Consider the following 13,151-nt stretch of genomic DNA (forward strand, 5'->3'; position numbering starts at 1 on the left):
AGCCCGAAGCGGGTGCGCGACGGCGGCTCGCGTGGGAGAGTCTCGACCCATGCGCATGAAGCTCGGCCGACCTGACCTGTCGACGTACGACGCCCTGTTCGACCTGCCGCTGGCCGCCCCGGACGCCTCGTCGGTCACCTTCGCCGGCGTGTCGACGCTGTCGTTCGAGTGCGGCGGCTCGGCCCTGCTGGTCGACGGCTTCTTCTCCCGCCCGTCCCTCGCCCAGGTGGGTCTGCGCCGGATCGCGCCGGTTCCCGAGCGGATCGGCGACGGTCTCCGGCGACTGGGCCTCCTCGGCGCCGGGGCATCGCGTGTCGAGGCCGTCCTGCCCGTGCACAGCCACTTCGACCACGCCATGGACTCGGCCGAGGTCGCGCGGCGGACCGGGGCGCTGCTGGCCGGCGGGACGTCCACGCTCAACGTCGGCCGCGGTGCCGGGCTCCCGGACGCCCAGTGCCGTCCTCTCGAGCCGGGAGTCCCGACCGCGTTCGGTCCGTGGACCGTCACCGCCGTGGCATCCGAGCACTGCCCACCCGACCGGTATCCCGGCACGATCGACGCGCCACTGCGGACGCCGGCGCGGGCGAGCGCCTACCGCTGCGGCGAGGCGTGGTCGCTGCAGGTCGAGCACCCGGCCGCCGGTGCCACGCTCGTCCAGGGCAGCGCCGGTTTCCGACCCGGAGCGCTGGACGGACTGCGGGCTGATGCGGTGTACCTCGGGATCGGGCAGCTCGGGCTCCTCGGCGCGGAGTACGTCGAGGACTACTGGACCCACACCGTCTCGGCGGTCGGTGCACGTCGGGTGGTGGTGACGCACTGGGACGACTTCTTCCGGCCGCTCGCCCGTCCGCTGCGCGCCCTGCCGTACGCGGGCGACGACCTCGACGTGACGATGCGCGAGCTGCGCTACCTGGCGGGCCGGGACGGGGTGTCGCTGCACTTCCCGACGCTGTGGCGGCGCGAGGACCCGTGGACGGCCTGACGCCTCGTGGAGCCCCCGACAGGATTCGAACCCGCGACATCTTCTTTACAAGAGAAGCGCTCTACCGACTGAGCTACAGGGGCGCGGCGGTGTGGCCGCCCGCCTCATCCTAACGACGGTCAGACCCGCCCAGCCTCGCACGCTTCCGCGAAGTCCTCGTCGACCTGCTCCTCCTCGGGGAGGGCCGGGGTGATCGCCTCGTCGCCGTTGCCGATCTCGGCGAACCGGGTCAGGTCCGTGACCTGGTCGTCGGCATCGCCGCCCGGGGTGAGGAACCCGTCGAGCACGATCGCGCAGTCGGCGGCGCCGAACTCCTGCCAGCCCGTGACGGTGCCCCACTCGTCGGTCCCCTCGCCGGCGACGACCCCCTGGGTGCGCAGGACACCGATGACGCGCACGAGGCCGTCCTCGGTCGTGACCTCGTGCGCGGTGCGGGTCTGCAGCGACACGTTGACCGCCCCGTCGGCGTCCGAGACCTGCCAGACCGCCGTCATCCGGGTGTCGCGCGGGGCGAGGGCCGGATCCAGCGCCGTCGCCCTGGCCAGGCCCGGCTCGGTCTGGGCGTCGGCGGCGTCCTCGATCGCGGACGCGAGGGACGTCGGCAGGCCGTTCCCGACGGCCCCGGGATCGGTGGCGGCCTGCAGGGCCCACGTGCGGACCGCGGTCACCATCTCGTCGTACTCCGACGCCGAGACGCCACCGGGGCGCCGAGGCGGCGCGGGGACGGCTCCGGCGGGCGTCGGCCAGCCGGCGATGCCGAGGTCGTCGAGGGAGATCTGCTGGGTGGGTGCTGGCTGGGGGTCGGGCGTGGCCGGCGGCTCGGGATCCCCGGAGCCGCCCGTGCAACCGGCCAGCATGAACGTCACCAACACGAGCAGCAGGACGGGACGACGCATCCGTCCAGTATGCATACTGACCCCGTGGCCCCTCCCAACCCGACGCCCCCGTACCGCCTCCTGCGCGCGACGAGCCTGCTCGACACGCCCTTCGCGCTGATCGACGAGGAGGCGCTGTGGGCCAATGCCGGCGACCTCGTCCGACGGGCCGGTGGCGTGCCGATCCGCCTGGCCACCAAGTCGATTCGCGTGCGCTCGATCATCAAGAACGCACTCACCCTCGACGGGTTCCGCGGCGTCATGACCTACTCGCTGTCCGAGTCGGTCTGGCTGGCCGACCAGGGCGTCGACGACATCCTGCTGGCGTACCCCAGCGTCGAGCGCGAGGCCTACGCGGAGCTCGTCGCCGACGAGCGCCGGCTCGCGTCGATCACGGTGATGGTCGACTCGCTGGAGGCACTGGACTTCATCGACTCCGTCGTCGGGAAGGACCATCCCCCGATCCGGGTGTGCCTCGACGTCGACTCGTCCCTGCGCGTGCTCGGGGCGCACCTGGGCGCCCACCGCTCCCCCGTCCACACCGGACGCGAAACCAAGCGGGTCGCGGCCGCGATCGCCGCCCGCCCGGGCTTCGACCTCGTCGGCCTGATGTTCTACGACGCGCAGATCGCCGGCCTGCCCGACGGTGGGCCGGCCATCGCGCTGGTCAAGCGCCGCTCCGCTGCCGAGCTGCGCCGCCGCCGGCGCAAGATCGTCAAGGCCGTCCGGAGCATGACCGACCTGCAGATCGTGAACGCCGGCGGCACGGGCAGCCTCGACGTCTGGCGCGACGACCCGTCGGTGACCGAGATGGCCGCCGGCTCGGGCCTCTTCGTCCCCACGCTCTTCGACGACTACCGCGCCTTCACGCCGCGGCCCGCGGCGTTCTTCGCGCTGTCGGTGGTGCGCAAGCCCTCCCGCGACGCCGCCACGTGCTTCGGTGGCGGCTACATCGCCTCCGGGCCGGCCGGGAAGTCGCGCGTGCCCACGCCCGTGTGGCCCGAGGGGCTCGAGTACTACCCGTCCGAGGGCGCCGGCGAGGTCCAGTCGCCCCTGCGTGGCAAGGTCGCGCGCACCCTCTCCATCGGCGACCGCGTGCTCTTCCGGCACGCCAAGGCCGGCGAGATGTGCGAGCGGTTCGACCGGGTGGCCCTCGTCGACGCCGCCGGGCACGCCTCACTCACCCCCACCTACCGGGGCGAAGGGAAGAACTTCGGATGACCACGTGGAGCAACTGGGCCGGCAACGTCACGGCCAGCCCCGACGCGATCGAGCACCCGGCCTCCACCGACGAGGTGGTCGCGCTCGTGCTCGCCCACCCGCGGGTCAAGGCGGTCGGGGCCGGGCACTCGTTCACCCCCATCGCGGCCCCCGAGGGCGTGCAGCTGCGGCTCGACCGGATGAACCGCGTCCTGCACGCCGACACCGTGAGCGGCCTCGTGCGCGTGCAGGCGGGCATCTCGCTGCACGACCTGAACCGCCGGCTCGACGCGTTGGGCTTGGCGCTGCCGAACCTCGGCGACGTCGACCCGCAGTCGGTCGCCGGCGCCACGTCGACCGGCACCCACGGCACCGGGGCACGGCTCTTCGGCATCGCGCGCGCGGTGGCCGCGCTGCAGCTGGTCACCGCCGACGGGCAGGTGCTCGAGATCGATGCGGGCCACGACCTGTTCGACGCTGCCCGCGTGGGCCTGGGAGCCCTCGGGATCGTCACCGAGGTGACGCTGCAGTGCGTCCCGGCGTTCCTGCTGCACGCCCGCGAGGAGCCGATGCCGCTGTCGGCCGTGGTGGCCGACCTCGACGCCCTCGTCGACGGCAACGACCACTTCGAGTTCTACTTCTTCCCCCACACCGACAAGGCGCTGACGAAGCGCAACAACCGGGTCGCCGACGGCACCGAGCCCGCGCCCCTGTCGCGCTGGCGGCACGCGCTCGACGACGAGTTCCTCTCGAACACGGTCTACGAGCAGGTGCAGCGCCTCTCCACGCGCCGGCCCGCGCTGATCCCCCGGATCAACACCCTGTCGGGATCGCTGCTCGGCGCGCGTGAGTACACCGACGCCTCGCACGAGGTCTTCATCTCGCCGCGCCGCGTCCGCTTCCGCGAGTCGGAGTTCGCCCTGCCCCGCGCCGCGGCGGCCGAGGCGATCGCCGAGATGCAGCGCTGGTACGCCCGCACCGACCAGTACGTCTCGTTCCCAGTGGAGGTCCGCTTCACCGCGGCAGACGACATCTGGATGTCGACGGGGCACGAGCGCGACAACGTCTACATCGCGGTGCACCAGTACCACCGCACCGACCCCACGGCGTACTTCGCCGCGATGCAGGACATCTTCACCGCGCACGAGGGCCGGCCGCACTGGGGCAAGATGCACACCCTCGGGGCCGAGCACTTCCGCAAGGTCTACCCGCGGTTCGACGACTTCGTCGCCGTGCGCGACCGCCTCGACCCCGAGCGCAAGTTCACCAACGCCTACCTGCGGCAGGTGCTGGGCGGCTGAGGAAGCGCTGGGAGTGACGTTTGAGGGGTGCGTCACGGCGTGTCGACCCCGCGAACGTCACCGCCAGCGGTTCAGGTCCTCAGGCGCGCGTCTGGCTGATCGCGTAGAGCGTGATGCCGGCGGCGACGCCCGCGTTGAGCGACTCGAGCGTCGACGACATCGGGATCGACACCAGCTGGTCGACGGTCTCGCCGACGAGCCGGGACAGGCCCTTGCCCTCGCTGCCGATGACGACCACCAGCGGGTCGTTGCCGAGGTCCATGTCGGGCAGCGCCACGTCGCCGTCGGCGGCCAGGCCGATGACCATGAGTCCAGCCTCCTGGTACGCCTTGATCTGGCGCGTCAGGTTGGTGGCCCGGGCGACCGGCACCCGTGCGGCCGCACCGGCGGAGGTCTTCCACGCCGCCGCGGTCATCTGCGCCGCGCGCCGCTCGGGGATCACGACGCCGTGCACGCCGAAGCCCGCTGCCGAGCGCACGATCGCGCCCAGGTTCCGCGGGTCGGTGATGCTGTCGAGCATGACGATCAGCGGCTTCTCGCCGCGCTCGGCCGCGAGCTCGAGCAGCTCGTCGGGGTCGGCGTACTCGTAGGCCTCGAGCTTGGCCGCGATGCCCTGGTGGACCGCACCCGACGTGATGCGGTCGAGCTCGACGCGCGCCACCTCGAGCAGCGGCACGTGGTGGTCGGCGGCGAGCTGGAAGATCTCGCGCACGCGGTCGTCGCGGTCGATGCCCTCGGCCACCTGCAGCGACAGCACGGGCACGTTCGCCCGCAGCAGCTCGACCACCGAGTTGCGACCGACGACGAGCTCGGGGCCGTCGTCGTTGCGGCGCTTCGGCCGGCCGGACTGGCGCTTGTCGGCCGCCTTGGCCATCTTGTACTTCTTGTGGTTCGGACGGTCCTCGGCGCGGGGCGTGGGGCCCTTGCCCTCGAGTCCCTGCCGGCGCCGACCGCCGGAGCCGGCGGTGGGATTGCCCTTGCCGGTCTTCTTGATCGCGCCCTTGCGCTTGCTGTTGCCGGCCATCAGTGGCCACCCTTCAGGTTCCAGCGGGTCCCCGAGGGCGTGTCCTCGAGTTCGATCCCCGCAGCAGTCAGTTGGTCGCGGAGCTCGTCGGCGCGAGCCCAGTCCTTCGTCGCCTTCGCCTCGGCGCGCGCCGCGACGAGCGCGTCGACGAGCTGGCCGAGCGCCTCGGTGGCCGCCCCCGACTCGCGCTGGGAGCCCCACGTGAGCGGGTCGAGCCCCAGGACGTCGAGCATGGCGCGCACGGACGCCAGCGTCTCGGCGAGCCGGACGGTGTCGCCGTCGGTGAGCTGGCGGTTGCCCTCGCCGATCGTGGCCTGCAGTACCGCGAGGGCGGCGGGCACCGAGAGGTCGTCGTCCATCGCCTCGGCGAACGCCTCCGGCACCGAGCCGGGCTCACCGGCGCCCACCAGCTCGGCCGCGCGGGCGCAGAACCCCTCGATGCGCTCGAACGCCGTGGCCGCCTCGGCGAGCGACTGCTCGCTGAACTCGATGATCGAGCGGTAGTGGGCGGCGACGAGGTAGTAGCGCAGCGCGATCGCCGGGACGCGCTTGACGACCTCGCTGACCGAGAGGGTGTTGCCGACGCTCTTGCTCATCTTGGAGTTGCCCAGGTTGAGCATCGCGTTGTGCATCCACACCCGGGCGAACGCCTGGCCGGCCGCGCGCGACTGGGCCAGCTCGTTCTCGTGGTGCGGGAAGCGCAGGTCGAGGCCGCCGCCGTGGATGTCGAACTCGTGGCCGAGGTACTTGGCGGCCATCGCCGAGCACTCGAGGTGCCAGCCCGGGCGACCACGGCCCCACGGCGTGGGCCACGAGGCGGACTCGGGCTCGTCGGCCTTGCGACCCTTCCACAGCGCGAAGTCGCGGGGATCGCGCTTGCCCTCCGGCGGCGCGTCGGAGGCGTCCTGCATGTCGTCGATCCGCTGGTTGGAGAGCTGGCCGTAGTCGGGCCACGAGCGCACGTCGAAGTAGACGTCGCCGGATCCGTCGGTGGCCGGGTAGGCGTGGCCGCGCTCGATCAGCGTCTCGATCATCTCGATCATCTCCGGCACGTGGCCGGTGGCGCGGGGCTCGTACGTGGGCGGGCGGCAGCCGAGGACCTCGTAGGCCGCGTGCAGCGCGCGCTCGTTCTCGTAGGCGACGTCGAACCACGGACGACCCTGCTCGATCCCCTTCGCGAGGATCTTGTCGTCGATGTCGGTGACGTTGGCGATGATCGTGACCTCGAGGCCCGACCGCTCGAGCCAGCGGCGCAGCACGTCGAAGACCAGCTCCTTGCGGATGTGGCCGATGTGCGGCGGGCCCTGCACGGTCAGTCCGCAGTGGTAGATGCCGACCTGGCCGGGCACGACGGGGTCGAGCGGCCGCAGCTCGCGGCTGGCGGAGTCGTAGAGGCGCATCGTCACCTGCCCAGCCTATCGGCCGCAGCCCCCTCCCCAGACCGCGCCGAACCCGGGGTTGCACGTCACTTCGCTACCACCGGCCTCAGATTTCACTTACCCTGAGGCGGTGATCCGCCGACTCTTCCCCGTCGCGGCAGCGCTCACCGCCCTGCTGGCGTCCGTCATGATCGCCCCCGGCCTGGCCACCGCGCCCGCCGAGGCCGCATCCCACCCGCGTCCCCAGCTCACCCGCTGGACGCCGAAGCTCGTCATTCCCGCGGGCTCCAAGGCCAAGAGCTGGCGCTCCGGCTGGGTCTCGACCCCGCAGGCCAGCACGGCGCTCATCCCGTCGTGGAACGTCACGCGGATGCCGAACGGCACGTGGCTCAAGGTCAAGGTGCGGGTCGCGAGCGGCTCGAAGGCCTCGTCGTGGAAGACCGTCGCGCAGTGGCGCCACGGTCTCGCCGGCGGCGTTCGCCGGACCTACGGGGCCCAGGCCGACGCCCTCGCCCGGGTCGACACCGATGTCGTGCGCGCGGCCACCGGACGCACGTTCACGAAGTGGCAGATCCAGGTCTCGGCGGGGCGCACGACCACGAGGACGAAGTCGCCGATCGTCCGGACCGTCTCGGGTGTCTCGTCGACGTACGTCACGAAGTCGGCCGCCACCTCCCGGACGACGATGACGAAGACCGTCGACCTCAAGGTGCCGATGTCGTCGCAGATGATCCACACCGGTCACTACCCGCAGTACGGCGGTGGCGGCGAGGCCTGGTGCTCGCCCACCTCGACCTCGATGGTCCTGCGCTACTTCGGCCTCGGCCCGAAGCCCGCCGACTACGCGTGGGCCTCCGGCGCCGACCGCTGGGTCGACCACGCCGCCCGCTACACCTACGACTCTTCGTACAAGGGCACGGGCACGTGGCCCTTCAACACCGCGTACGCGTCGATGTACAGCACCGACGCGGTGGTGCACCGCCTCGTGAACCTGCGCGAGATCGAGGCGTACATCACGAAGGGCGTGCCCGTCGTGGCGTCGGTCGCCTTCGGTCGCGGTCAGCTCAGCGGCTCGCCGATCAGCTCGACGCCCGGCCACCTCATGGTCGTGCGCGGCTTCGAGAAGGACGGCGACGTCATCGTGAACGATCCGGCCGGTCGCACGAACGCGCAGGTCCGCCGGGTCTACGACCGTGCCCAGTTCGAGCGCGCGTGGCTCAAGGGCAGCGGCGGCGTCACGTACGTCATCGCGCCCCGCAACAAGCGGCTCGCGTTCTGATCCCGACTAGGGTTCAGGCGTGAGCGCTCCCCGGATCGGCATCGGCACCGACGTCCACCAGCTCGTCGCCGGCCGGCCGCTGTGGGTGGCGGGCCTGCACTGGCCCGACGCGCCGCGTGGCCTCGAGGGCCACTCCGACGGCGACTGCGTCGCGCACGCCATGGTCGACGCCGTGCTGACGGCGGCGGGCCTGGGCGACATCGGGAGCCAGTTCGGCACCGCCGACCCGCGCTACGCGGGCGCCTCGGGACTCGAGTTCCTGCGCGGCACCGCCGAGCTCGTCCGGGAGGCCGGGCTCACGGTGGGCAACGTCAGCGTGCAGCTCATCGGCAACGAGCCGCGCCTCTCGGGTCGCCGCGACGAGGCGACGCAGGTGCTCTCCGAGGCCATCGGTGCGGCCGTGTCGCTCTCGGGCACCACCACCGACGGCCTCGGCCTCACCGGCCGCGGCGAGGGCATCGCCGCGATCGCGGTGGCCCTGGTCCACTAGCGAGCGGCGTCCGCCGGAGGCCCGGTCAGTCGGTGCCAGCGGTCGAGCTGGCCTTGGGCCGCGTCGGCGTGGGCTTCGGCGTCGGCTTCTTCGTGGGTGCCGTGGTGGCCTTGGTCTCGGGCGTCTCCGGCGCGCGGCGCGCGAGCTTGAACGTGACCTCGCCGGGCTCGCCGCCGTAGGTGCCGATCTTCAACGTGTAGCTGCCCGGGGGCGCGAAGCCCTCGCTACTGCCGCAGCCGGAGCCCGATCCGCGACCGTTCCACTCGACGGGAGCGACGGTGCTCCAGCCGGCGGGCACGGCGACGGCCTCGTCGAAGAAGGCGGTCCGGCACACCGACGAGTCGTAGATCGGCGCGCGCTGGGTGTCGACCACGGCGAGCAGCTCGCTGGCACTGGGGCGGAAGGTGCAGGCGGTGCCGTCGAGCGCCGTCAGCATCAGGTCGATCCTGACCGGGCCACCGGCGAACTGGCCGGCGGGGACCGACGGGACGATCCTCACGTTGTCGGGCTCGCACGGCTTGGCGTCGGTCTCGATCGCCACGGCCACCTGGTCGGTGGGGGCGGCCGTCGCCGGTGCGGTGCTCGCGGTCGGGGTGGGTGTTGGCTCGGTGGCCGCGGTCTGCTTCGCGACGTCGCCACGGGTGAGGCCGACGAGCTGGACGACGCCCCACGCGATCGCGAGGAGAGCGGCGAGGACGAGCAGCCTCCGCCGCCAGTAGACGTCGCGTCCGACCGGCCCGTTGCTCACCGCTCCACGTTATCCGCACGGTGCCGCGTGAAAGGATCGACGCGCCATGCCTGCGACCACTCCCCCGCCCGCCGAGCTGCACCGGCGCGTCATCGACTGGTACGGCGCGCATCGCCGCACGCTGCCGTGGCGCGAGGATCCTGATCCCTGGCGCGTCATGGTCTCGGAGTTCATGCTGCAGCAGACCCCCGTCGTGCGGGTGCTTCCCGTCTTCGAGGCGTGGCTCGAGCGGTGGCCCACGCCGGCCGATCTGGCGGCGTCCCCGGCGGGCGAGGCGGTGCGGGCCTGGGGCCGGCTCGGCTACCCGCGCCGGGCGCTGCGCCTGCACGCGGCCGCGACGGCGATCGTCGAGAGCCACGGTGGCGCGGTTCCCGGCACCTACGACGAGCTGCTGACGCTCCCGGGCGTCGGCGACTACACCGCCGCCGCGATCGCGTCGTTCGCCTACGGACGGCGGGCCGTGGTGCTCGACACCAACGTGCGACGCGTGTTCGCCCGCGTCGTGTCCGGCGTGCAGTACCCGTCCCAGGGCGTGCTGAGGGCCGAGCGCGACCTGGCGACCTCGCTGCTGCCGGAGGACGATGCGGTCGCCGCCGCCTGGGCCGCCTCGACGATGGAGCTCGGCGCGGTCGTCTGCACGGCGCGGGCCCCCCGCTGCGAGGCGTGCCCGATCGCCGACGCGTGCCGGTGGCGCGCGGTCGGGTATCCCCCGCACGACGGACCGCCCCGGCGCGGCCAGCCGTGGCACGGCACCGACCGCCAGTGCCGCGGCGCGCTCATGGCCGTGGTCCGCGACGCGGCCGGGCCCGTCGCGCCCGAGCTCGTCGCCGCGGCCTGGTCCGACGCCGCCCAGCGGGAGCGCTGCCTGGACTCACTCCTCGACGACGGCCTGCTCGACCTCGCCGCCGACGGCCGCCTCACCCTGCCCGGTTGAGCCCACCGTCCGTCACGGCGAGTGGCGCGAATTCGCCGTCAGGATCCGGAGGTGCCCTCGTAGCGCGCCAGTCCGAGCGCGTTGGCCCACAGCTCGGTGACGACGTCGAGCAGCTGGTCGAGATCGATGTCGGACTTCAGGGCGATCGCGCGATGGGCCATCCGGCTGACCATGGCGTTCAGCGCCAGGGCGATGAGATAGGGGTCCAGGTCGGGATTCACCAGTCCGCGATCCTGGAACTCCCGGATCCGGCGGGCGTTGCGCTGGCCGAAGAGGTCGCCTCGCACGGCGCGCATCTCGGCGAAGTGAGGGTCGACGGTCGAGGCCTGCTCGAAGGCGACCATCAGGCCCGCGTTGCGCTTGTAGGACTCGAAGTACGCCTGGTGGGCGGCGCGGATGGTGCTGATCGGGTCGGTCTCGACGTCGCGCAGCCGTCCGACGCCCGGGCGCATCATGTCGGCGAGGACGTCGTTGACGACCGCCGCCATGACCTCTTCCTTGCCGGTGAAGTAGGTGTAGAACGTGCCGGTCGAGCAGCCGGCCTCGACGGTGATGTCGGTGAGCCGCGCGCCGATGTAACCGTCGCGCGCGAAGACGATCTTGGCGCCGGCGATCAGGGAGTCGCGGGTGCGTCGACCGCGCACGGTCGTCGGAACCTCCTTGACCACCGACGGGTGCTTGAGCAGCGGCTCGTCGGGAGCGTTGGCGGCGGGCCCGGACCCGTCTCCAAGGACACCGGCGTCCTCGTCCATGGAGACCTCCCCGTCACAGGTTGGCGCGCGAAATGTCCTCACATCCTACGAGTCCGGCCCCGGGGATCGACGTCAGGCTCGACCGACGACCCGTCGGGATCACCCGACGCGCCGGGACTACGAGCGCAGCCGTGAACCGGACGCGAGCTCGACCTGCTCGCCGGCCGGGTCCAGGACCACGACGTCGGGGCCCGACAGCAGCGAGCCCTTCAACGCGCGCCCGAGCGTGCGCAGCGCCGGATTCGCACCGTGCGCCTCGACGGCGTCCTCGGACGCGTACGCCTCCAGCAGGACGTAGTCGACGTCCGAGCCACGCACGCGCTGCAGGTCGTAGCGCAGGCAGCCCTCGTCCGCGAGGAACGCGTCGCGAGCCTGCGCGAACGCCGCCTCGAACTGCGCGTTGGTGCCGGCATGGATCGTGAAGCCGACCGTGGCGTTGATCGTCATCGGGCGGGTGTGCCGGCGCGCGGCACGATGACGAACCGGACGCCGCAGAACTCGAACTCCGATTCCGCGACCTCGTGGCCGGCGGCGCGCGCACGCTCGAGGACCTGCTCCGGGTCCGACGCCTCGATGAACACCCGGGTGAAGGCGTTGGCCGCCCCGGCGACGAAGCGGTCGACCGCCCCACCGTCGAGGTTGATGACCGCATGGCCGTCCTCGTTCTCGACCGGCTTGTCCATGAGGGTCGCCCACGTCGTGGCCATCGCGTCGGGATCGGTGCTGGTGCACTCCGCCGCGACGATCTTGGGCAGGTCGTCGCCCTGCACCAGCTCCTGCCAGCGGGTCCCGGCCGGGGCGTAGGCACCGAAGTAGTCCTCGTTGCCGTCCGTCTGGTTGAACTCCATCAGGGTTCCGCCGACGGAGCGAGGATCGAGCTGCACGTGCCGGAACGAGTCGTAGCCGTAGTCGGCCTGGTTGTTCTCGGCGCCACGCAGCTCGGGGGTGCTCTCGAAGGCGACCCGGACGCCCTGCGCGTCGATCCGTTCGCGGATCTTCTCGTACTCGTCCGTGTCGTGGATGACCATGTACCCGCCGCCGCCGGGGTGCTTCGCCAGGAAGCGGGTCGCCGTGGTGCCGTCCTTCAACGGCGCGATGAACTCGACGAAGGTCCCGCCGAAGCCCAGGAGCGCGTTCTCCAGACCGAACTCGATGATCAGTGGGTCGCGGTAGGCGACGTTGACGCCGAAGATCTCGGCGAGCTCGTCGGCGTCCGTGATCTGGGGAGAGGCGATGCACACTTGCCGCAGTCGAATCATGGTCGAATCCTTCGGTGCTGGGGGCTGGGTCGGTGGGGGGCTCAGGAGCCGGTGAAGTGGGGTTCCCGGCGCTCGAGGAACGCGTTCGCGGCCTCGACCAGATCGGTGGTGCGCGAGCAGTCGACGTGCCGCTGGGCCTCGATCGCGCTCGCCTCGGCGAACGTCAGGTTCGCCGCGTCGATGAAGTTCTGCTTGAGTCCGGCCAGGGCGCGTGGCGCCTTCCTCGACAGGGTGGACGCGAGGGCGCTCACCTCGTCCTCGAAGACCTCCGGGGCGTGCACCGCGGACACCAGGCCCCACTCCCGTGCGGTCTCGGGCGTGACCTTCTCGTTGAGGAAGGCCATCTGCTTGGCGCGGGACTCGCCGATCAGCCGCGTGAGCAGCCAGGTCCCGCCGAAGTCGCCCGACAGGGCCGCGTCGACGAAGGCCGAGCGGAAGACTGCGGCCGAGGAGCTGACGCGGAGGTCGCAGGCGGCGGCCAGGGACAGCCCGGCGCCCGCGCAGGCACCGTTCACCGCGGCGACGGACACCGCGTGCGACGACCTCAGCAGCTCCGAGGCGCGCATGTGGCGGTGCAGCTTCTCGATCGAGGCGCCCCGCGTGACGGGCTCGGCGTCACCGGACTCGCTGAAGGCGTCGAGGTCTCCCCCGACGCAGAACCCGCGGCCGGCGCCGGTCAGCACGATGACCCGAACATCCTCGTCGGCGGTGACGTCCGCAACCAGCTCGACGAACAGATCGAGCATCGCGTCGCTCATCGCATTGAGCCGATCGGGACGATTCAGCGTCAACCGGGCGACGCCGTCTCCGCGCTCGATAATGACCGGATCCTCAGTCTTTTCGACTCCCACGGGCGGCGCTCCTCACAGTGATTTCCAACAGTGCGGCTTGCCGGAAGTCAAGACCCAGGTGAAACGGAAGTCAAGTT

14 protein-coding genes and 1 tRNA gene are annotated in these 13,151 nt (G+C 72.0%); 6 read left to right on the top strand and 9 right to left on the bottom strand.

The window, feature by feature from the left end:
- Positions 1-49 precede the first annotated feature (49 nt).
- Positions 50-982, top strand: coding sequence for an MBL fold metallo-hydrolase (locus H1W00_RS01355; RefSeq protein WP_181752954.1), 933 nt, complete (start codon positions 50-52; stop codon positions 980-982).
- A 7-nt stretch (positions 983-989) separates the two neighbouring features.
- Here H1W00_RS01355 and H1W00_RS01360 read toward each other — a convergent pair.
- Positions 990-1,065, bottom strand: a tRNA-Thr gene (locus tag H1W00_RS01360).
- A gap of 36 nt (positions 1,066-1,101) precedes the next feature.
- Positions 1,102-1,878 (bottom strand): hypothetical protein, encoded by a 777-nt coding sequence (locus tag H1W00_RS01365; protein ID WP_181752956.1) that lies wholly within the window; start codon positions 1,876-1,878, stop codon positions 1,102-1,104.
- Positions 1,879-1,902: 24 nt separating this feature from the next.
- Between H1W00_RS01365 and H1W00_RS01370 the strand changes: the two genes are divergently transcribed.
- A complete protein-coding gene (locus H1W00_RS01370; RefSeq protein ID WP_338072792.1) occupies positions 1,903-3,078 on the top strand; it encodes an amino acid deaminase/aldolase in 1,176 nt (391 codons plus the stop codon).
- A complete protein-coding gene (locus tag H1W00_RS01375; protein WP_181752960.1) occupies positions 3,075-4,358 on the top strand; it encodes a D-arabinono-1,4-lactone oxidase in 1,284 nt (427 codons plus the stop codon). The genes H1W00_RS01370 and H1W00_RS01375 overlap by 4 nt, the downstream gene beginning before the upstream one ends.
- 79 nt (positions 4,359-4,437) lie before the next feature.
- Here H1W00_RS01375 and rlmB read toward each other — a convergent pair whose 3' ends face one another.
- Both rlmB and cysS read right to left on the bottom strand, forming a co-directional pair.
- Positions 4,438-5,382, bottom strand: coding sequence for a 23S rRNA (guanosine(2251)-2'-O)-methyltransferase RlmB (rlmB, locus tag H1W00_RS01380; protein ID WP_181752962.1), 945 nt, complete (start codon positions 5,380-5,382; stop codon positions 4,438-4,440).
- Entirely contained in the window at positions 5,382-6,788 is a 1,407-nt protein-coding gene (gene cysS / locus H1W00_RS01385; RefSeq protein ID WP_181752964.1) for a cysteine--tRNA ligase, read from the bottom strand. The genes rlmB and cysS overlap by 1 nt, the downstream gene beginning before the upstream one ends.
- A 103-nt stretch (positions 6,789-6,891) precedes the next feature.
- Here cysS and H1W00_RS16910 point away from each other — a divergent pair, with 103 nt between their 5' ends.
- Both H1W00_RS16910 and ispF read left to right on the top strand, forming a co-directional pair.
- Positions 6,892-8,040, top strand: a complete 1,149-nt coding sequence (locus H1W00_RS16910) for a C39 family peptidase (protein WP_181752966.1) — start codon at positions 6,892-6,894, stop codon at positions 8,038-8,040.
- Between the two features lie 19 nt (positions 8,041-8,059).
- Positions 8,060-8,530, top strand: a complete 471-nt coding sequence (ispF, locus tag H1W00_RS01395) for a 2-C-methyl-D-erythritol 2,4-cyclodiphosphate synthase (protein ID WP_338072793.1) — start codon at positions 8,060-8,062, stop codon at positions 8,528-8,530.
- A gap of 25 nt (positions 8,531-8,555) precedes the next feature.
- On the opposite strand, the gene H1W00_RS01400 is transcribed toward ispF, so the two are convergent.
- Positions 8,556-9,278, bottom strand: a complete 723-nt coding sequence (locus H1W00_RS01400) for a hypothetical protein (RefSeq protein ID WP_181752968.1) — start codon at positions 9,276-9,278, stop codon at positions 8,556-8,558.
- Between the two features lie 46 nt (positions 9,279-9,324).
- On the opposite strand from H1W00_RS01400, the gene H1W00_RS01405 reads away from it, so the two are divergent.
- Entirely contained in the window at positions 9,325-10,212 is an 888-nt protein-coding gene (locus tag H1W00_RS01405) for an A/G-specific adenine glycosylase (protein WP_181752970.1), read from the top strand.
- Positions 10,213-10,250: 38 nt separating this feature from the next.
- On the opposite strand, the gene H1W00_RS01410 is transcribed toward H1W00_RS01405, so the two are convergent.
- From H1W00_RS01410 to H1W00_RS01425, 4 genes are all read right to left on the bottom strand, one after another.
- Positions 10,251-10,964, bottom strand: coding sequence for a TetR/AcrR family transcriptional regulator (locus tag H1W00_RS01410; protein WP_181752972.1), 714 nt, complete (start codon positions 10,962-10,964; stop codon positions 10,251-10,253).
- A gap of 117 nt (positions 10,965-11,081) precedes the next feature.
- Positions 11,082-11,411, bottom strand: a complete 330-nt coding sequence (locus H1W00_RS01415; protein WP_181752974.1) for a putative quinol monooxygenase — start codon at positions 11,409-11,411, stop codon at positions 11,082-11,084.
- Positions 11,408-12,223, bottom strand: a complete 816-nt coding sequence (locus H1W00_RS01420) for a VOC family protein (protein WP_181752976.1) — start codon at positions 12,221-12,223, stop codon at positions 11,408-11,410. The genes H1W00_RS01415 and H1W00_RS01420 overlap by 4 nt, the downstream gene beginning before the upstream one ends.
- A gap of 41 nt (positions 12,224-12,264) precedes the next feature.
- A complete protein-coding gene (locus tag H1W00_RS01425) occupies positions 12,265-13,074 on the bottom strand; it encodes an enoyl-CoA hydratase-related protein (protein WP_181752978.1) in 810 nt (269 codons plus the stop codon).
- Positions 13,075-13,151: the final 77 nt, after the last annotated feature.

The organism is Aeromicrobium phoceense, assembly GCF_013868155.1.
GTDB classification, from domain to species: domain Bacteria; phylum Actinomycetota; class Actinomycetes; order Propionibacteriales; family Nocardioidaceae; genus Aeromicrobium; species Aeromicrobium phoceense.

Bases quoted from the DNA above. Each gene is read 5' to 3' on its own strand.
- H1W00_RS01410 (WP_181752972.1), bottom strand. From the start codon at position 10,964: ATGGACGAGGACGCCGGTGTCCTTGGAGACGGGTCCGGGCCCGCCGCC.
- H1W00_RS01405 (WP_181752970.1), top strand. From the start codon at position 9,325: ATGCCTGCGACCACTCCCCCGCCCGCCGAGCTGCACCGGCGCGTCATC.
- rlmB (WP_181752962.1), bottom strand. From the start codon at position 5,382: ATGGCCGGCAACAGCAAGCGCAAGGGCGCGATCAAGAAGACCGGCAAG.
- H1W00_RS01365 (WP_181752956.1), bottom strand. From the start codon at position 1,878: ATGCGTCGTCCCGTCCTGCTGCTCGTGTTGGTGACGTTCATGCTGGCC.
- H1W00_RS01375 (WP_181752960.1), top strand. From the start codon at position 3,075: ATGACCACGTGGAGCAACTGGGCCGGCAACGTCACGGCCAGCCCCGAC.
- H1W00_RS01355 (WP_181752954.1), top strand. From the start codon at position 50: ATGCGCATGAAGCTCGGCCGACCTGACCTGTCGACGTACGACGCCCTG.
- H1W00_RS01415 (WP_181752974.1), bottom strand. From the start codon at position 11,411: ATGACGATCAACGCCACGGTCGGCTTCACGATCCATGCCGGCACCAAC.
- H1W00_RS01420 (WP_181752976.1), bottom strand. From the start codon at position 12,223: ATGATTCGACTGCGGCAAGTGTGCATCGCCTCTCCCCAGATCACGGAC.